At 70.1% G+C, this 18,912-nt stretch carries 17 protein-coding genes; 9 read left to right on the forward strand and 8 right to left on the reverse strand.

What is annotated here, in order from left to right; translation table 11 throughout:
• Positions 1–278: 278 nt before the first annotated feature.
• Entirely contained in the window at positions 279–1,061 is a 783-nt protein-coding gene (locus Q1A98_RS04960; RefSeq protein ID WP_299570334.1) for a site-2 protease family protein, read from the reverse strand.
• Positions 1,058–1,741: a hypothetical protein gene (locus Q1A98_RS04965; RefSeq protein WP_299570336.1), complete on the reverse strand. Its 684-nt coding sequence runs from the start codon at positions 1,739–1,741 to the stop codon at positions 1,058–1,060. The genes Q1A98_RS04960 and Q1A98_RS04965 overlap by 4 nt, the downstream gene beginning before the upstream one ends.
• Before the next feature lie 120 nt (positions 1,742–1,861).
• Here Q1A98_RS04965 and Q1A98_RS04970 point away from each other — a divergent pair, with 120 nt between their 5' ends.
• The 6 genes from Q1A98_RS04970 to Q1A98_RS04995 all read left to right on the forward strand — a co-directional run bounded on the left by Q1A98_RS04970 (position 1,862) and on the right by Q1A98_RS04995 (position 10,761).
• A complete protein-coding gene (locus tag Q1A98_RS04970) occupies positions 1,862–3,148 on the forward strand; it encodes an adenylosuccinate synthase (RefSeq protein ID WP_299570337.1) in 1,287 nt (428 codons plus the stop codon).
• A gap of 4 nt (positions 3,149–3,152) precedes the next feature.
• Entirely contained in the window at positions 3,153–3,731 is a 579-nt protein-coding gene (locus Q1A98_RS04975) for a hypothetical protein (protein ID WP_299570338.1), read from the forward strand.
• Positions 3,732–3,935: 204 nt separating this feature from the next.
• Positions 3,936–7,100, forward strand: coding sequence for a formate dehydrogenase subunit alpha (fdhF, locus tag Q1A98_RS04980; protein WP_299570339.1), 3,165 nt, complete (start codon positions 3,936–3,938; stop codon positions 7,098–7,100).
• Positions 7,101–7,124: 24 nt separating this feature from the next.
• Positions 7,125–7,541, forward strand: coding sequence for a DUF1641 domain-containing protein (locus Q1A98_RS04985; RefSeq protein WP_299570341.1), 417 nt, complete (start codon positions 7,125–7,127; stop codon positions 7,539–7,541).
• 58 nt (positions 7,542–7,599) lie between these two features.
• A complete protein-coding gene (locus tag Q1A98_RS04990) occupies positions 7,600–9,150 on the forward strand; it encodes an alkaline phosphatase D family protein (RefSeq protein ID WP_299570342.1) in 1,551 nt (516 codons plus the stop codon).
• A 69-nt stretch (positions 9,151–9,219) separates the two neighbouring features.
• Positions 9,220–10,761: an adenylate/guanylate cyclase domain-containing protein gene (locus Q1A98_RS04995; protein ID WP_299570343.1), complete on the forward strand. Its 1,542-nt coding sequence runs from the start codon at positions 9,220–9,222 to the stop codon at positions 10,759–10,761.
• A 7-nt stretch (positions 10,762–10,768) separates the two neighbouring features.
• Here Q1A98_RS04995 and Q1A98_RS05000 read toward each other — a convergent pair whose 3' ends face one another.
• The 3 genes from Q1A98_RS05000 to Q1A98_RS05010 all read right to left on the reverse strand — a co-directional run bounded on the left by Q1A98_RS05000 (position 10,769) and on the right by Q1A98_RS05010 (position 13,290).
• Complete coding sequence (locus tag Q1A98_RS05000) at positions 10,769–12,370, reverse strand: Na+/H+ antiporter (protein ID WP_299570344.1); 1,602 nt, start codon at positions 12,368–12,370, stop codon at positions 10,769–10,771.
• Between the two features lie 75 nt (positions 12,371–12,445).
• Positions 12,446–12,925 (reverse strand): MarR family transcriptional regulator, encoded by a 480-nt coding sequence (locus Q1A98_RS05005; RefSeq protein WP_299570345.1) that lies wholly within the window; start codon positions 12,923–12,925, stop codon positions 12,446–12,448.
• A 200-nt stretch (positions 12,926–13,125) separates the two neighbouring features.
• Complete coding sequence (locus Q1A98_RS05010) at positions 13,126–13,290, reverse strand: hypothetical protein (RefSeq protein ID WP_299570596.1); 165 nt, start codon at positions 13,288–13,290, stop codon at positions 13,126–13,128.
• On the opposite strand from Q1A98_RS05010, the gene Q1A98_RS05015 reads away from it, so the two are divergent.
• The 3 genes from Q1A98_RS05015 to Q1A98_RS05025 all read left to right on the forward strand — a co-directional run bounded on the left by Q1A98_RS05015 (position 13,210) and on the right by Q1A98_RS05025 (position 15,775).
• Entirely contained in the window at positions 13,210–13,458 is a 249-nt protein-coding gene (locus tag Q1A98_RS05015; protein ID WP_299570586.1) for a UBP-type zinc finger domain-containing protein, read from the forward strand. The two genes, Q1A98_RS05010 and Q1A98_RS05015, sit on opposite strands and share 81 nt — an antisense overlap.
• Positions 13,459–13,765: 307 nt before the next feature.
• Positions 13,766–15,295: a formate-dependent phosphoribosylglycinamide formyltransferase gene (purT, locus tag Q1A98_RS05020; protein WP_299570587.1), complete on the forward strand. Its 1,530-nt coding sequence runs from the start codon at positions 13,766–13,768 to the stop codon at positions 15,293–15,295.
• Positions 15,296–15,775 (forward strand): DUF456 family protein, encoded by a 480-nt coding sequence (locus tag Q1A98_RS05025; RefSeq protein ID WP_299570346.1) that lies wholly within the window; start codon positions 15,296–15,298, stop codon positions 15,773–15,775. It begins immediately after the preceding gene.
• 104 nt (positions 15,776–15,879) lie between these two features.
• Here the strand turns inward: Q1A98_RS05025 and Q1A98_RS05030 are convergent, their stop codons facing one another.
• The 3 genes from Q1A98_RS05030 to Q1A98_RS05040 are packed head-to-tail and all read right to left on the reverse strand — an operon-like array spanning position 15,880 to position 18,808.
• Positions 15,880–16,659 (reverse strand): ABC transporter ATP-binding protein, encoded by a 780-nt coding sequence (locus Q1A98_RS05030; protein ID WP_299570347.1) that lies wholly within the window; start codon positions 16,657–16,659, stop codon positions 15,880–15,882.
• Entirely contained in the window at positions 16,656–17,750 is a 1,095-nt protein-coding gene (locus Q1A98_RS05035) for an iron ABC transporter permease (protein WP_299570348.1), read from the reverse strand. The genes Q1A98_RS05030 and Q1A98_RS05035 overlap by 4 nt, the downstream gene beginning before the upstream one ends.
• Positions 17,747–18,808, reverse strand: coding sequence for an iron chelate uptake ABC transporter family permease subunit (locus tag Q1A98_RS05040; protein WP_299570349.1), 1,062 nt, complete (start codon positions 18,806–18,808; stop codon positions 17,747–17,749). The genes Q1A98_RS05035 and Q1A98_RS05040 overlap by 4 nt, the downstream gene beginning before the upstream one ends.
• Positions 18,809–18,912 lie beyond the last annotated feature (104 nt).

Consider the following 18,912-nt stretch of genomic DNA (forward strand, 5'->3'; position numbering starts at 1 on the left):
TCGAGACGATTTGACGCTCGTAATGGAGTAGAGCACACCGCTAGATCACGAACAAGAAAAATTGGCACTTTGGAATAGATTCTTTGATCACGAGATCATCACGAACAGGACGAAACTGCTGTTCAGGCCCCTGCATGTACGACGTTCGGGTGACGTTGCGACCAATACGTCTGTACGGACCGAGTATTTCTTTCTTATTTTTTGTGGTGAACGAACAAATTGCAGAATATTTACAGCCCGCGGTTATGATTTGCGGCTCGACGCTTCTCGGCGATTCCTCAGCGCCAGAAGACGACGAGTTGGTAGCCCAGGGAGGCCAACGTCGAGGGAACGCCGGAGCGGTCGAAGATCCAGTAGATGACGTCGAAGAACGCCCTGTTGACCGGGGGTAGCAGCAGGAGGACGAAGACGATGAGGAATCCGTACTGACCGATCTGTGCCATCGACCGCCTCGTCTGCATCGAGAGGTACGGCTCGATCGCCCCGTACCCGTCGAGTCCGGGAACCGGCAGCAGGTTCAGCACCGCGGCCGTGATCTGCAGGAACGCGAGCATCGCGAGTGCCGACCACAGGTTGATCGTCGCGAAGTCGATCGAGTCGATCCGCGTCCGCAGCACGGCCAGCAGGATCACCGCGATGACGATGTTGGCCGCGGGTCCGGCGAGCGACACGATCGTGCGCTGTCCCTTGCGCATCGCCCCGGTGTTGACGTACACCGCGCCGCCGGGGAATCCGATGCCGCCCAGCAGGATGATGACGAGCGGCAGCGTGATCGACAGACCCGGGTGCGCGTATTTGCGGGGGTCGAGTGTGAGGTAGCCGCGCAGCTCGGCGTTGGTGTCACCGAACGCGAACGCGGTGACGGCGTGGCCGAACTCGTGCAGGCAGAGGGAGACCACCCAGCCGCCGACGACGAGCATCAGCGCGCCGGCGATGGAGGTGGTGTTGCGGCCGGGATCCGAGTTGGCCAGCACCACGCCGCCGACCACGGTCACCGCGACCACGCCGAGGAACACCGGCCCGGGACGGACCGACCGTGCGAGCTGGGTTGCGGTGCTCACGGTCGCACCAGCTTCCAGTCGTCGGCGTGGCGGTAGAACGTCGAACGGGGGACGGGTCGCGGCGCCCGCACGCCGTCGCGTTCGACGACGATGTCGATGCCGCCGGTCTGCACGGCTCGACCGGCGATCCAGCGGGTCCGGAACCGCCGGGGCAGGGCGCCCTCGACGCCCGGCTCGTGCGCGGTTGGGCGGATGCGCACCTCGCGTGAGGTCCCGGAGAACAGGCGCTCGTTGTCGACGTAGGTCTCGCCGGTGAACTCGCCGTCGGCGCCGCGGAGCGACGCCTCGCCGACGACGACCGCCGCGGCGTCGTCACGGATCAGCGGCAGCGTCGACGCCGTCCCGCCGAGCGCGAGGCTCGCGGCATCGTCCCCGTGGGGCAGCCCGTAGACGCGGGTGGCAGGGGTGGCGGCGGGCGCCACGTACGCGACCTCGAGGTCGAGACGCTCGGCGATCATCAGCCGGGAGACGACGCCGGCGAGCACCGCGTCGGGCGTCTCGGTGCCGCCCACGACCACCACCCGGACCACGTCGAGCGGGGCTGCCGCCTTCGCCACGGAGGCACGCATGTCGTCGCGAGAGAGTGACGTCCGGATGACGGGGAAATCGGCGAAGTCGGCGGGGACGGTGGCGTCGGACGCCGCGATCACGGCCGGCCGGGCCGGGCTCGGCGCAGTCATGGCCGGCATCTCCGATTCGTTCGTGTGCGCGGTCGACGCGAGTCAGTGTGACCGGCGACGCACCGAGCCAGTAGGGTTGTCCCACGGTTCGGGTGATCCCCGGGCCGGAAGGAGCACGATGTGCCTGCGATCGTACTGATCGGCGCGCAGTGGGGGGACGAGGGCAAAGGCAAGGCCACCGACCTCCTCGGCGAGAAGCTGCAGTGGGTGGTCCGTTACCAGGGCGGCAACAACGCGGGCCACACCGTCGTCCTCCCGAGTGGCGACCAGTTCGCGCTGCACCTCATCCCGTCCGGCATCCTCACACCCGGCGTCAAGAACGTCATCGGCAACGGCGTCGTCGTCGACCCCGGTGTGCTGCTGACCGAACTCGGTGGCCTCGAAGAACGTTCCGTCGACACCAGCGGTCTGCTGCTCTCCGCCGACGCGCACCTGCTGATGCCGTACCACGTCGCCATCGACAAGGTGACCGAGCGCTTCCTCGGCAACAAGAAGATCGGCACCACCGGCCGCGGGATCGGGCCCTGCTACCAGGACAAGATCGCCCGGGTCGGTGTCCGTGTGGCCGACGTCCTCGACGAGAAGATCCTCACCCAGAAGGTCGAGGCGGCCCTCGAGATCAAGAACCAGATCCTCACCAAGATCTACAACCGCCGCGCGCTGGAGTCCGAGCGTGTCGTGGAGGAGGTGCTCGGCCAGGCGGAGGGGTTCAAGCACCGCATCGCCGACACCCGACTGCTCCTGAACCAGGCACTCGAGCGCGGGGAGACCGTGCTGCTCGAGGGGTCGCAGGGCACCCTGCTCGACGTCGACCACGGCACGTATCCGTATGTCACGTCGTCCAATCCGACGTCGGGCGGCGCGGCGGTCGGTTCGGGCATCGGACCGACGCGTATCACCACCGTGCTCGGGATCCTCAAGGCCTACACCACCCGTGTCGGGTCGGGTCCGTTCCCGACGGAGCTGTTCGACGAGTGGGGCGCCTACCTCGCGAAGACCGGCGGTGAGGTCGGCGTGACCACCGGCCGCGCCCGTCGCTGCGGTTGGTTCGACGCGGTCATCGCCCGGTACGCGACCCGCGTGAACGGCATCACCGACTACTTCCTCACCAAGCTCGACGTGCTGTCGAGCCTGGACACCATCCCCATCTGCGTGGCGTACGAGGTCGACGGTGAACGCGTCGACGACATGCCGATGACACAGACCGGCTTCCACCATGCGACGCCGATCTACGAGGAGATGCCCGGCTGGTGGGAGGACATCTCCGGCTGCCGCACGTTCGACGACCTGCCGAAGAACGCGCAGGACTACGTGCTCCGGCTCGAAGAGCTGTCCGGCGCCCACATCTCGTGCATCGGCGTCGGTCCCGGTCGCGACCAGACCATCGTCCGGCGCGACATCCTCTGATCACGTGCGGCGCCTCTACGTCGTGGTCGGCGCCCTCGTGGTCGTCGCCCTGGCGGTACCGCTGATCCTGTCGATCGTCTCGCGCGGTGGCTCCGACGACCGCGCCTCGTCCCCGACGTCGTCGGGCTCGACGGCCACGTCGAGTGCGGTACAGCCGTCGGCCGAGGCGATGTACGCGCAGCCCGGCCAATGCGTGGAGCTCGACGTGCGTCCGGCCGGGATCGTCCCGCGGACGCAGGACTGCTCGGCTCAGGCGTTCACGTTCGTCGTCGCTGCGGCGCTGCCGTCCCCGACGGATCCATGCGGCGACGGACCGTATTCGCAGATCACGCAACCCGGGTTCGGAAAACTCTGCGTGGTCCCCAACTTCGTCGAGGGTGACTGCTACTCGATCCCCTCGCAGACCGGGACACTGGCCGACTTCCGTCGCGGCGCCTGCGGACAGCCGCCCGCGACCCGGGGTGGACAGGTCATCCGGGTGGAACGGCGTGCCGCCGCGACCACCGTGGACTGCCCGGGCGGTCAGGTCGTCGCGTTCGCACAGCCGACCCCGATCGCGTACTGCCTCGCCCGCGCAGACTGACCGGACCGGCTCAGACGCCTGCGGTGGCGGTGTCGGCGTGACACAGTGAGGGTGGTCGCCCTCTCGCCACAGCCCTGGCGTCTCCGCGACCGTCGACCGCACCGTGTGGCGAGCAGAGTCCACGCGGACATCCGCCGTGACACCCGCCCGCGCGCCGTCGTCGTGCGTGTCGGCGTGTGCCGCACTCAGCTGCTGGGAGCCCCTGTGCCCGATGCCGGCTCGTCGCCCCATGTCCCTGATGCGAACGCCGTCCCCGACGCGTCCGATCCGCCCGGTCGGTCCGAGAAGTCCGGTCCGCAGCCCGATTTCCGGCCGCTGAGCCAGGACGCCGCGGCCGATCCTCCGCGCGACGTCGAGATCGTCGTCGACGGGCGCGTGATCCCGGCGGTCGCGGACCGGCCGGCGATCGAGGCACTCATCGCCGACCAGGGCCAGAAGTGGCCGCGCGTCTGCTACCACCCCGCGCTGGGCGCGCTGCAGACGTGCGACACCTGCATGGTCGAGGTCGACGGCGAGATGGTGCGTGCCTGCGCGACCACCGTCACCGCCGGCCTCGAGATCGGGACCGAGGGAGTGTCGGCGGAGGCGCGGGAAGAGGCCGCGCAGCGACTGATCCGCAAGCACGTCCTCTACTGCACCATCTGCGACCACAACGACGGCGCCTGCGAGCTGAAGAAGGGTGTGGAGGCCGCGGGACTCACCCACGAGCGCAACCCTTTCCAACCGAAGCCCTACGAGATCGACGACAGCCACCCGTTCTACCGCTACGACCCCGACCAGTGCATCCTGTGCGGCCGGTGCGTCGAGGCGTGCCAGGACGTGCAGGTCACCGAGACCCTGTCCATCGACTGGGAGTCCGACAACCCGCGCGTGCTGTGGGACGGAGGATCACCTGCGGGCGAATCGTCCTGTGTCTCCTGCGGTCACTGCGTCACCGTGTGCCCGTGCAACGCGCTGATGGAGAAGTCGATGCTCGGTCGCCACGGGTTGTTCACGTCGTGGCCCGAGGAGACCCGTGAGCCGGCGATCGACATCGTCAAGGGTGTCGAGCCCACCACCGGGTACCTACCGCTCTATGCGCTGAGCGACGCCGAGGCCACGGCGCGACAGGCCGTCACGGACGTGACGAAGACGGTGTGCACCTACTGCGGTGTCGGGTGCAGCTTCGACGTGGAGACCCGGGGCCGGGAGATCCTGCGCATCCAACCGCAGCACGAGGGGCCGGCCAACTCGATCTCGACCTGTGTGAAGGGCAAGTTCGGGTGGGACCACATCAACGCCCCCGACCGTCTCACCCAGCCGATCGTGCGACGCGGCAACCGCTTCGTCGAGGTGTCCTGGGCCGAGGCGCTCGATCACATCGCCGAACGGATGACCGCGATCATCGATCGGGACGGACCGGATGCGGTCGCCGTGATCGGTTCGTCGAAGGCGACGAACGAGGAGTCGTACCTGACGCAGAAGCTCGCCCGCCAGGTGTTCGGCACCCACAACACCGACAACTGCTCGCGCTACTGTCAGGCGCCGGCGACCCAGGGCCTCTGGCGGACCGTCGGATACGGCGGTGACGCCGGGTCGATCAGCGACATGGAACGTGCTGCGCTGGTCCTCGTCGTCGGGTCCAACACCTCCGACTCCCACCCGGTGATCGCCGCGCGCCTGCGTCGCGCGCACAAACTGAACGGGCAGCAGCACATCGTCGCCGATCTCCGCGAACACGGTCTCGCCGAGCGCGCCGAGGTGTTCCTCCGACCCGAACCCGGCACCGACCTCATCTGGTTGTCCGCGGTCGCGCGGCACATCCTCGACGAGGGCTGGGCGGACGAGGACTTCCTCGCCGATCACGTGAACGGTCTCGACGAGTACCGGGACTCGTTGGCGCCCTTCACCCTGGCGTATGCGCAGGAGCGGACCGGGATAACGGTCGACACCCTCGTCGAGGTCGCCCGACGGGTGGCCACCGCGGACTCCGTCGTCGCGTTGTGGGCGATGGGCGTCACCCAGCACCACATGGGATCGGACACGTCGACGGCGATCTCGAACCTGCTGCTGGTGACCGGCAACTACGGGCGTCCGGGGACGGGCGCCTACCCGCTGCGAGGGCACAACAACGTGCAGGGCTGCAGCGACTTCGGGACGATCAACACCTTCTACACCGGGTACCAGCCGATCGACGACCCGGAGGCGAAGGCGAAGTTCGAACGCGCCTACGGCCGCGAGTTCTCCACCGAACCGGGGATGGACAACCACGAGATGGTCGACGCCGCGCACGAGGGGAGGTTGAAGGGACTCGTCGTCATCGGCGAGGAGCTGGCCCTCGTCGACGCGAACATCCACTACGTGCAGGAGGCGATGGAGAACCTGGAGTTCTGCGTCGTGTCCGAGTTGTACTTCTCCCGCACCTGCGAATACGCCGACGTCGTGCTCCCCGCGGCGGCCTCGCTCGAGAAGGACGGGACGTTCACCAGCACCGAGCGCCGTGTCCAGCGGCTGTACAAGGCGATGGAACCGATCGGCGACGCGAAGGCGGACTGGCAGATCCTCCAGGACATCGCGCGGCACATGGGCTACGAGTGGGGCTACACACACCCGAGCGAGATCATGGACGAGATCGCGGCGTTGACACCGCTGTTCGCCGGGGTCCGGTACGACCGGCTGGAGGGCTACGCCTCCCAACAGTGGCCCGTCGCGGAGGACGGCACCGACACGCCCTTGCTCTACACCGACGGCTTCCACTTCGACGACGGCCGAGCGAGGTTGTACCCCCTCGACTTCCGGGAGCCGACGGAGAAGCCCGACTCGAAGTACCCGCTGCACGTGAACAACGGTCGCGTGCTCGAGCACTTCCACGAGGGCAACCTCACCCTGCGGTCGACGGGTCTGGCCCACATCGTCCCCGACACCTACGTCGAGATGAACCGGCGGACCGGTGAGGCGTACGGCGGCCTCGCGACCGGCGATTGGGTGCGGCTGGTGTCGCGCCACGGTGAACTCACCGCACGGGTCCTCCTGTCGGAGGAGATCGCCGACGAGCAGCTGTGGGTGCCGATGCAGGCCGCGGAGATCAACTCGCTCACGTCGAACGAGGTCGACCCGGACTCGCACACCCCGGCCTACAAGGAGATCGCGGTGTATCTCGAGCGGGCCGACGGTCCTCAGGAGGTGCGCGGCGGTGCCCGACGCGGCGCCGACCGCGGCCGGAAGGGGGCTCGGGACCTCCGGGCGGATCCGAGCGGTCCGCCCCTGCCCCGCGGCCACCACCGCTACGGACATCCGACGCCGCAGGCCGGCGTGGAGGTCCAGCGCAAGTGGGACCGCCCCGACTACGTGACGCCCCCGGAACCCGAACCGGGCGACGCCCGAGCCTGAACCACCCCGACGAGAGGCCCGACCATGGCACGCTCACTCGCCTACACACCGCCCACCCCACCGGACACCGGTGCCCGCGACGAACTGGACGACCTCGTCGACGCACTGCACGAGAGCGGACTGCTCCGGGCCCTCGCCGGCGGTGCGCGGGCCTACCCGACGTTGCTGCACACCCTGCTCGACGCGATCGACGCCGACACACTGCGCGCCGGTCTCGCCGTCGCCGGCGGGCTCGCCGACCTGGACCCCGATGCCGCGGAACGACTGGCCGGTGGCATCCGACAGGCGCGCTCGGACGCGACCGCCGCGGCTACCGGACGTCCGGAGGGCCCGATCGGTCTGGCCAAGCGACTCCGCGACCCCGACACGCGACGTGGGTTGTCCGCGGCTCTGGCTGCGCTCGCGGCGATCGGGGCGGCGCTGGGCCCCGAGAGGCGCTGAGGGCGGCGGTTCGCCTCGTCGTCACCTCCCGTTCGCCCGCGGGCGCGACGATGCCGGGATGGCTCTCACCCGTCGTCGCTTCCTCGCCTCGTCCGCCGCGGCCGGTCTCCTGGTGCCGGCGTCCGGCCTGCTCGCCTCCCGCGCCACGGCCGCGCCCGGGCTGCTGCGTGCCCGCCCGACGCTGACCCATGGGATCGCGGCCGGCGACCCGCGGGCCGACGGTGCGCTGGTGTGGGCGCGCTCGGACACGCCTGCCCGGATGATCGTCGAGGCGTCCTTGCTGGAGAACCTGGCCCTCTCGCGGCGGTTCATCGGCCCGGTGCTCACCCCGGCCACCGACGGCACCGGCCGAGTCCGGGTGACCGGCATGCCGCCCGGCTCGACCATCCACTACCGGTTCACCCTCGAGTCCGACCGCGGGACCCGGTCGCAGCCCCTGACGGGCACCTTCCGCACCGCCCCGGTGCTCCCTGCGCCGATCCGCCTGACATGGTCCGGTGACGTCGCCGGCCAGGGGTGGGGGATCGACGAGTCCCGCGGGGGCATGCGGGGATTCGCGGCCGTGGCCGACCGACAGAGCGACCTGTTCCTGCACTCCGGTGACACGATCTACGCTGACAACCCGATGAAGGAGACCGTCGACCTCGGCGGCGGACAGGTGTGGCGCAACCGCGTCACCCCTGCGAAATCCGATGTCGCACAGACTCTGGACCAGTTCCGCGGGAACCATGCCTACAACCTCACCGACGACAACTACCGGCGCTTCGCGTCGACGACCACGCAGCTCGTGCAGTGGGACGACCACGAGACGTTCAACAACTGGTTCCCCGGCGAGATTGCCGCGAATCCCGCGTACACGCAGGAGAAGCGGGCCGACGTGTTGTCCGCTCGTGCCCTGCAGGCGTTCCACGAGTGGCAGCCGGTGTCACCGGTCGACGCCGTCGACGGGCGCGTCTACCGGAAGGTGTCCTACGGGCCGCTGCTCGACATCTTCGTGCTCGACATGCGCAGCTACAAGGACTCGAACTCCGACTCCCGCGTCCCGTCCGGTGGGCACATCCTCGGCGACCGTCAGGCGCGGTGGCTCGTCGACGGTCTGAACCGCTCGCGGGCGCGGTGGAAGATCGTCGCGAACGACCTGCCGCTCGGGATCGTCGTGCCCGACACCACCTACGGCGACACGTCGGCGATGGAGGCGGTGGCGCAGGGTGACGACGGCGCCCCGCTGGGTCGTGAGACCGAGCTCGCGTGGATCCTGCGCAGCACCCGGTCGGTCCGGAACGTGGTGTGGCTGACCGCCGACGTGCACTACACCGCCGCCAACCACTACCACCCCGATCGCGCGGCGGTGCGCGACTTCCGGCCCTTCTGGGAGTTCGTCTCCGGTCCGCTGCACGCCGGTGCGTTCCCCGCCGGCGAGCTCGACCGCACCTTCGGCATCGAGCAGGTCTTCGTCCACGCACCGACCACCCCGAACGTCGGACCCGCGACGCCGGAGTTCCAACACTTCGGTGAGGTCGAGATCGACGCCCTCGGATCCCGGATGTCGGTGTCGCTGTTCGACGCGACGGGGACGAGGCTGCACCGGACGGATATCCCCGGAGAATGATCCTCTGACCGGGTAGGTTTCTCACACATGCCCGGGACCGACCGGGCGACGAGTCGGAGTGGGTGACGTGTGCGGCTGATCCGTCGCGACTACGACTACGGCTCGATCCTCTTGGGATCGGTGAACGAGGGACGCCGGAGGCAGCGGATCCGCATCCAGCTCCTGCTGACCCTGTCGATCGTGCTGTCGAACGCGATCGGCGCCATCATGGCCGTCGTCCTCGCGAGCGTCGGCATCCCCGAGCCGAGCGTCTTCTTCGCCAAGTTCTGGTGGGTCAACTTCATCGCGCTGCCGGTGTACGTCGGCGCGGCACTCGTACTCGGCGCCCTGCTCGGGACGCTGATCATCGTCCGGCAGCTGCGGTGGGCGATCCGCGACCAGGAGCCGACCCGCAAGGAGGCCCGCAAGGCTCGCTGGATCCCGTGGAAGCTGACCGCGCTGCAGGCGTCGTTCTGGATCGTCGCGGTCATCATGTTCACGATCTGCTACGGCGTCCTCGATCCCAACCTCATCCCGAAGATCTTCTTCGTCGTCGGTCTGGCCGGCACGGTCGTCTGCGCCATCTCTTATCTGCTCAGCGAGTTCTCGCTGCGACCGATCGCCGCACAGATCATCGCCGCGGCTCCCCGCTCCGCCCGGCGACGCCGAGGAGCGCTGCGCACGAGGGCGTTCATCTCGTGGTCGGTGGGGTCCGGCATCCCGATCGTCGGCATGTTCCTCGTCGCCGGCTTCGGGTTGTTCCGCGACCAGACCACCAAGACCGACGTCTTCGTCGGCATCACCGTCCTCGTCGCGACCGCGCTCTTCACCGGGTTCCTGCTGACCGTGCTGAACACCACCCACGTCGTCGCGCCGGTTCGCAACGTCGCGTCGGGTATGACGAAGGTGAGCAAGGGCGACACCGACGTGTCCGTGGTCATCTTCGACGACACCGAACTCGGTGAGCTGCAGGCCGGGTTCAACTCGATGGTCGAGGGCCTGCGCGAGCGGGAGCGACTGCAGGACCTGTTCGGTCGGCACGTCGGCCGTGACGTGGCCGAGGCCGCGCTGTCCAGCGACCCCGAGCTCGGCGGCACCGAACGCACCGTCGCGGTGGTCTTCGTCGACGTCATCGGGTCGACGACGCTCGCCTCCGAACGCGAACCGGCCGAGGTCGTCCGAATCCTCAACCGCTTCTTCGCCGTCATCGTCACCGAGGTCGAGGAACGCAAGGGCCTGGTCAACAAGTTCGAGGGCGACGCGGTGCTCGCGGTGTTCGGCGCCCCCATCGACCTCGACGACTCCGCCGGTGCGGCGCTCGCCGCGGCACGCGCGATCTCGGCCCGACTGGCCGACGAGGTGCCGGAGCTCTCGGCCGGCATCGGCGTCGGGTACGGGACCGTCGTCGCCGGCAACGTCGGAGCCATCCAGCGGTTCGAGTACACCGTCATCGGCGACGCCGTGAACGAGTCGGCGCGTCTGAGCGAGTTGGCCAAACGCGACCCCGTGCACCCGCTGGCCAGCGGCGCCGCCGTGGACGCCGCGCACGACGAGGCGCAGCACTGGGACGAGCAGGAGACGGTCACCCTGCGCGGGCGGACAGCCGAGACGGTGGTCTACGCCGCGCGCTAGTCGCCGGTCAGGACCCGCGTGTGCCGCGGTCGGACAACCCCTCGGCCAGGTCGAGCTGCCGCAACACCCGGCGCAGGACCTCGTCGTCGATGCGACCGGCGTCGCGTTCGGCGATGAACACCTCGCGCTGGGTCTGCAGCAACTCGGTGCGCAGACGGCTGAACACCATCGACGGGCTCTCGCCGATCTCCTCCTCGCCGCGCCCGAGCTCCTCCCACGCGAGGTTCTTGCGCGACTTCAGCCAGCGACGCAGCACGTGCACCTGGTCCTCGTTGGCCTCGGTGGAGGGGAGTTCGGCGGCGAGTTCGTCGAGACGTTTCCCGGCCGCGCGACCGGCGCGATCCTGCGCCGCGGCCAGCGCCAGCAGATCCGACCGCCGTTCGTCGCCGCTCACCCCGAGACGCCGGATCAGCCAGGGCAGCGAGAGTCCCTGCAGCAGCAGCGTTCCCACCACCACGACGAAGGTGAGGAAGATGATCTCGTCACGGGCGGGGAACGCGTCGCCGGCGTCGGTGGTCAGCGGGATACCGAACGCCGCCGCCAGGCTCACCACGCCGCGCATCCCGGACCACCCGACGATGAACACCGCCGACGCGCTCGGGGCGGTCTCCCGCCCACGCACCGTGCGTGACAGCAGCCTGGGCAGATAGGTCGCCGGATACATCCACGCGATCCGCACCACGATGACGGTGGCCAACACCGCGACCGCGCTCCACACGATGGCGCCGAGGGAGTGACCGCGCAGCCCGCGCACCACCTCGGGCAGCTGAAGCCCGATAAGCAGGAACACGAACGACTCGAGGACGACGTCGATCGAACGCCACACCGCGGTGTCCTGCAGTCGGGTGGCGTACCCGTCGCGCGCCGAACGCTGACCGAGGTAGAGGCCGACGACGACGACAGCGATGACACCGGACGCGTGGAGTTCCTCGGCGACGAAGTAGGTGGCGAACGGGATGACGATCCCCACCGCGGTCTCCATCGGCGGATCGGTGAGCCACAGCCGGATCCGGGAGACCACGACACCGAAGACGAGGCCGACGACCACACCGCCGACCGCCGCGAGCGCGAACAGGGCGATGCCGCCCCAGGCGGTCGTCGTGGCACCGACGGCCGCGCCGAGCGCGAGACGGTACGCCGTCAGGGCGGTCGCATCGTTGAGCAGGCTCTCCCCGCCGAGCAGCGTCGTGATCTTGCGGGGCAGCCCCAGCCGCCGTCCGATCGCCGTCGCGGACACCGCATCCGGCGGGGCGACGACCGCGCCGAGCACCAACGCCGCGGCGAGCGGGAGCTGCGGCAGCGACCAATACGCCACGAAACCGACGACCACCGCGCTGACCAGCGGCAGCGCGATCGCCAACAGCCCGATCGCCCGGGCGTTGCGGCGCAGTGCCACATACGAACTGTCCTGCGCCGCGGAGTACAGCAGCGGGGGAAGGATGACGAACAACACGACATCCGGGTCGAGTGCGACGGTCGGGAGGTGCGGGATGAACCCGACGCCCAGTCCGACGACCACCAGGATCAGCGGTGACGGCAGTTCCCACCGTCGCGCCAACGCCGCGACGCCGAGAGCGATGACGGCGACGGCGATGAGGGAGGCGTCCAACGGTGACCTCTCGGCTCGAGGTGGGCGGCGGGACGAGGATATCGCCGCCCCGCCGAGCCGACAGCGCGCCGACGGCTATGCGGTGACGGACCCGTTCATCGCGGGTTGCTGGTCCGACGAATCGTCGTGCATCGCGGCGACGAGTTCCATCAGCGCGCCGCGGAGCTTCATCAGGTCGCCTTCCGGGAGACGCGTCCGGCAGCGCACCTCGCCGGCGATCCGGCCGCCCTCGTCCTGCAGTTCTCGACCGGCCTCCGTCAGACGCATGCGATGCACACGACGATCGGACGGGTCGCGCTGCCGCTCGACCAGACCGGCCTTCACCAACCGGTCGAGGACGGGGGCGAGGCCGTTGGCCGGGAGGTCGAGACGGTCGGCGAGAGTGCCGACGGAGATGTCGTCGTCCTCCCACAGCACCATCATGACGAGGAACTGCGGGTAGGTGAGGCCGATCTTCTCGAGCATCGGGCGGTAGGCGCGGACGAGCGTGGACGACGCCGAGTACAGGGCGAAGCACAGCTGGTCGTCGAGGCGGGGGGCAGTGGTCTCGGTCATCGCATCTCCAGGGCACAATCGGGATGGTCGGACAAATCGCCCTCTGCTGGGATCGACCTGTTCTGATCCAGACCAGCGTACGGCGTGCGTGATCCTGTTGGGCAACTCGGCTCATGTATGCCGCAACAAATGGTGTTCCTGCCGGTCGGCGCCGTGGTTCGCCGCGCCGACGGCGGATGCGGGACAATGCGCGGGTGCGATCAATCGGGAGATCCGTCCGCCACCGGCTGATCGGCGACCGTGACGTCGCCGCCGATCCGGTGGACGACGGTCAGTGCGTCCACCTGCGGGAAGCGGCCGTCTCGGACGCTGACGTCGAGTCCGAGCGGCTCTGCCAGGGCTGTGCGGAGGACGGCGAGCAACACTGGGCCCACCTCCGGCAGTGCCTGAGTTGCGGGTACATCGGTTGTTGTGACTCGAGTCCGCGGCGCCACGCCACCGCCCACCACATGTCGACGCACCACCCGGTGATGCGCTCCGCCGAGCCGGGCGAGTCCTGGCGTTGGTGTTACGTCGACGCCCAGATCGGATGAGGAACCCATGACGCGACCCGAGGACCGACCGGCCGACGCGGCACGCCCGGTCCCGCCGCGACCGGAGGTCGGACGACCTGACGGGCCCGGAAGGCCGGTGCCGCCCCCGCCCGTCGGGCGACCGGTGCCGCCGCGTGGACCCGTCCCGCCCGGTGCGCCCGTCCCGCCCGGTCCGCCGCCCCGTGGCGCACGTCCCGTGCCGCCCCGTCCTGCCGGTCGTCCGGGGCCGCCGCCGATCACGACGGGCCGGACCGTCGCCGGGCCGGCGCGGATCGGTACGCCGCTGTCGCCGTCGGCGACGCGCGTGATGCTCCTGGGAGCGGGAGAGCTGGGCAAGGAGGTGGTGATCGCCTTCCAGCGCCTCGGCGTCGAGGTGATCGCCGTGGACCGCTACCACAACGCACCCGGTCATCAGGTCGCCCACCACGGCTTCGTGATGGACATGACCGATCCCGACGCGCTGCTCGCGCTCATCCTCGACCAGAAGCCGCACTACGTGGTCCCCGAGATCGAGGCGATCGCGACCAGCGCGCTGGAGGAGGCCGAGCGTCGCGGCATCACCGAGGTGATCCCCACCGCCCGCGCCACCGCCCTGACGATGAACCGGGAGGGCATCCGACGTCTCGCCGACGAGCAGTTGGGGCTGCCGACGTCGGCCTATGCGTTCGCCGACTCCATCGAGCAGCTCACCGAGGCCACGCGTCGAATCGGGTTCCCGTGCCTGGTCAAGCCGACCATGTCGTCGTCGGGCAAGGGACAGTCGATGCTGCGTGGCCCGGAGGACATCCGTTCCGCCTGGGAGACGGCCGCATCCGGGGCGCGCGTCGTGGGCGGGCGGGTCATCGTCGAGGGTTTCGTCGACTTCGACTACGAGATCACGTTGCTCACCGTGCGGGCCGTCGACCCCGCGACGGGCCGGCTCACCACGCACTTCTGCGCTCCGATCGGGCATCGGCAGGAGCGGGGTGACTACGTCGAGAGCTGGCAGCCGCAGGCGATGAGCCCGGTGGCCCACGGCGCGGCCATGTCGATCGCGGCACGCATCGTCACCGCCCTCGGTGACGGGGGGCTCGGTGGTCGCGGCGTGTTCGGTGTCGAGATGTTCGTCAAGGGCGACGACGTCTACTTCAGCGAGGTCAGTCCCCGCCCGCACGACACCGGTCTGGTGACGTTGGCGACGCAGCGGTTGTCCGAGTTCGAGATGCACGCGCGGGCGATCCTCGGCCTGCCCGTGGACGTGACGCTCGCCAGTCCCGGGGCGTCGGCCGTGATCTACGGCGGCCGCGACGAGAAGGCGATCGCCTTCGAGAACGTCGCTGCGGCTCTGGCGGTCCCAGAGACCGACATCCGCCTGTTCGGCAAGCCGGAGAGCTACGTGCGCCGTCGCATGGGAGTGGTCGTCGCGACGGCCGACGACGTCGTGGAGGCACGTCGGCGTGCGCGGGACGGCGCTGCGGCGGTCCGCCCGGTGAGCACCGCCCCGGCGGTGCCGGGCGATCGGCCCGCGGCACCCGAACCGGCGCCTGCGGTGGAGTCGACCGGCCCGAGCACCGATCGGTTCCGCGATCGCAGCGTGCGTCCCGAGCCCGCGGGTGACGGTCGGTCGGCCGTGCCCGCGGACGACGCCATCGCCGACGGCTCTGCCCCGGAGGCGGATCCGCCGCACACCGCGGTGTTCGACACCGCGGCCGCCGCCCGGGACGACGACGAGGCCGCGACCGACGCAGCTCGGCCGGACGCCGACACCGACCCCGTCGCCGAGTCGACGCGCGCCGACGCCGAGCGCGCCGAGACCGAGCGCACGGACACCGGTCGCGGCGTGACCGTGGAGAAGTAGATGCCGCTGTGGGGCGACCTCCTCGTCGCCCTGGTCATCGCGATCGGACTCGTGGGCACCGTGGTGCCGCTGCTGCCCGGACCGACGCTGGTCCTGGGTGCGATCGTGGTGTGGGCCATCGTGACCGGCGGCGCCGCGTGGGCCGTCGCTGCTGTCGCCGCGGTGCTGGTCATCGGTGCGATGGGCCTGAAGTACGTGCTGGCGGGTCGCAGCATGCGACGATCCGGTGTCGCCGACCGCACCATCGTCGTCGGTGGCCTCGTCGGGATCGTCGGGTTCTTCGTCGTGCCGGTCGTGGGGTTGCCGATCGGGTTCCTCCTCGGCGCCGCGGCATCGGAGTGGGCCACTCGTCGTGATCCCCGCGCCGCCGGTCGAGGTGCGCTCGCCGCAGCTCGCGCCGCCCTCGTGGCGATCGGGATCGAACTCACCGCGTCGCTGTTCGCGGCCGGATCCTGGACGATCGGCGCCGTCGCGCTCTGATCGCCGTCCCGCGACCGTTCCTCGCCCTCCCGCGACCACCTCTGGTCTCCGCGACCGTTGCGACGGTCGCGGGAGCTGGTTCGGGTCGCGCGAGGCGGGCCGGCTCAGCGGCCGAGCGGGACCACCAGTGGACCGTCGGTGACGGGGTCGCGGATGACCATGGACCGCAGGCCGAAAGCCTTCTCGAGCAGCTCCGGGGTGATGACGTCGGCCGGTGCGCCTTGTGCGAGCACGGCGCCGTCGCACATGACGACGATGTGATCGCTGTAGCGCACAGCGAGATTCAGGTCGTGCAGGACGGTGACGACCGTCTTGCCGTGCTCGGCGCTCAGCGTGCGCACCAGGTCGAGGACGTCGACTGCGTGGGCGAGGTCGAGGAACGTGGTGGGCTCGTCGAGGAGCAGGATCTCGGTCTGCTGCGCGAGCACCAGCGCGATCCACACGCGACGACGTTGCCCGCCCGAGAGCGACTCGACCGGACGGTCGGCGAGGTCCGAGACCCCGGTCAACGCCATCGCCTCGGCGACGGCGGCGTCGTCGTCGGGGGAGGACTGTCGGTACCAGCGCTGGTGCGGGTGGCGACCGCGCTCGACGAGCTCGGCGACCGTCAACCCCGACGGGGCGATCGGGTCCTGGGGCAGCAGGCCCAGGACCTGAGCGAGGTCGCGGGGCCGACGGTCGGCGATGTCGCCACCGTCGAGCCGCACCACCCCGGACCGTGGTGTCAGCAGACGCGAGATCGACCGCAGCAGTGTCGATTTGCCGCAGCCGTTCGGGCCGACGATCGTCGTGACGACGTGGTCGGGGATGTCGAGGGTGAGTCCGTCGATGACGACGCGGTCGTCGTAGCCGACGGTCAGTCCCTGCGCGGTGAGACGACTCATGCGGATGCCTTCCGGGACACGGCGATCATCAGGTAGACGAGGAACGGTCCACCCACGGCGGCGGTGACCACACCCACGGCCAGCCCGCCGGGCAACACGCTGCGGCACATCAGGTCCGCCCCGGAGACGAGCACCGCGCCCAGCAACCCGGACAGCACGGGTGGGGGCTGCGGGGTGCGCGCCAACCGCAGGGCGATCTGCGGCGCGAGCAGTGCGACGAACGCGACCGGTCCGGCCGCGGCGACCGTGACGGCCGAGACCACCACCGCCACAGCCAGTGCGACGACGCCGACCCGTCCCGCCCGCACCCCGAGGCCGCGCGACAGGTCGTCGCCGAGGGCCAGCATCGACAGGCCGCGACCGATGGACGCGACGACGAGGATCCCCAGCGCGAGGACCACGGCGAGGGTGATCACCGACGACCACGTCGCCGCGGACACCGACCCGACGAGCCATCGTTGCGCCCGGGCGACGTCGTTGATCTGGGCGCGTGTGAGCCCGTAGGACACCACTGCCTGGAACACCCAGGTGAGTGCGACGCCGACGAGCACCAGACGAAACGGTTCGATGCCCCCACGCCAGGCGAGCGCGTACATCAGCACCGCGCCGACGACACCACCGAGCAGCGCGGCGAGCGGCAACCCGATGTCCGAGAGCCACGCGCCCGCACCGGATCCGAGGGCGATCGCCGAGACCGCCGCGGCGCTGGCACCCGCGGTGATGCCGAGGATGTCGGGGGTGGCCAAGGGGTTCCGCGCGACGGTCTGCGTGAGAGCGCCCGCGAGTCCGAGCCCGGCGCCCACCAGGACCGCGAGCAGTGCGCGGGGGAGCCCCACGTCGAGGACGACGACGTTCTCGACGCGGGTGCCGCCTCCGAACAGGATGCGCAGGACGTCGAGCGGGCCGAGCGGGAAGTCGCCGACACCGAGCCCGACGACGAGCAGCACCAGTGCGAGTGCGAGCGACACCACCGACGCGACGAGCAGTCGCGGCCGGACGAGCAGCGCGACCGGCCCGATGCGCACGACGTGGCGTCGGCGCGGGAGAGGGGGCGTGGTCGTCGGGGCGGCGACGGCGACGGTGGCGGTCACACGGACACCAGGCGTCGCGCGCGGACCAGATGGATGAGCATCGGCGCACCGACGACGGCGAGGACGATGCCCACCTGGACCTCCCCGGGACGGGCGATCACGCGGCCGATCACGTCGGACCCGAGCAGCAGCACAGCGCCGATGAGCGCGGAGTACGGCACCACCCAGCGGTAGTCGGCGCCGACGACGGCGCGGGCGAGATGTGGTGCGACGAGGCCGAGGAACACGATCGGGCCGCACGCGGCGGTCGCCGCGCCGGACAGCAGGGTGATCGCGAGGATCCCGACGATCCGCACGGTGACCACCCGGGACCCGAGTGCCCGGCTCATGTCGTCGCCGAGACCGAGGACGTTGAGGAAGAAGCCGCTGCCGATCGCGAGGAGGAGGCCGGCGACGACGAACGGCAGTGCCGCCCAGATCACGTCGGTTCCGCGACCCACGATCGAGCCGACGTTCCAGAAGCGCCAGGCGTCGAGCGACGCGGTGTCGACGAGCACGATGCCCGACGTGATCGCCAGCAGCAGCGCCGAGAGACCGGTGCCCGCGAGCACCAGCGTGATCGGGGACGCGCCCTTCGTCGCGGCGGATGCGCCGAACACCGCGGCTGCCGCCAGGACGGCACCCAGCAGCCCGAATCCCATGTACTGCATGGGTGTCGTGATGCCGAGGGTGTACACGCCGACGACCACCGCGCAGGCTGCGCCGGCGTTGACGCCGAGCAGTCCGGGATCGGCGAGCGGGTTGCGGGTGTGCGCCTGGGTCAGGGCCCCGGCGGCACCCATCGCGAGTCCGACCAGCAGACCGAGGAGCGTCCGCGGGACGCGAAGATCGCGCACGATGCCGACCGTGTCGGCCGTGCCCTGCGCCGACCACAGCGCGTCCCAGACCTCGCCGAGCCCCAGGGCGCGGGACCCGATCGCGATCGAGGCGGTCGCGGCCACGGCGAGCAGTCCGACCCCGCCGACCAGGCCGAGAAGCCGCCGACCGGGGACTCGCGTCGGGCGGTCGACGTCGGGCGCAGCGGTGGTCGCGTGCGTCGATTCGGTGGTCGAGAGCATCGATAGGGAAGGATACCCTTACTTCACGATTCGATGACATCCGGTAACGAAGTACTCGCAAATGCGATGAAGTGGTCAGTGCGGTGTGACCCCCGACACCGCCC

Origin of the sequence: uncultured Williamsia sp. (genome assembly GCF_947494875.1) — a bacterium.
GTDB lineage: Bacteria > Actinomycetota > Actinomycetes > Mycobacteriales > Mycobacteriaceae > Williamsia_A.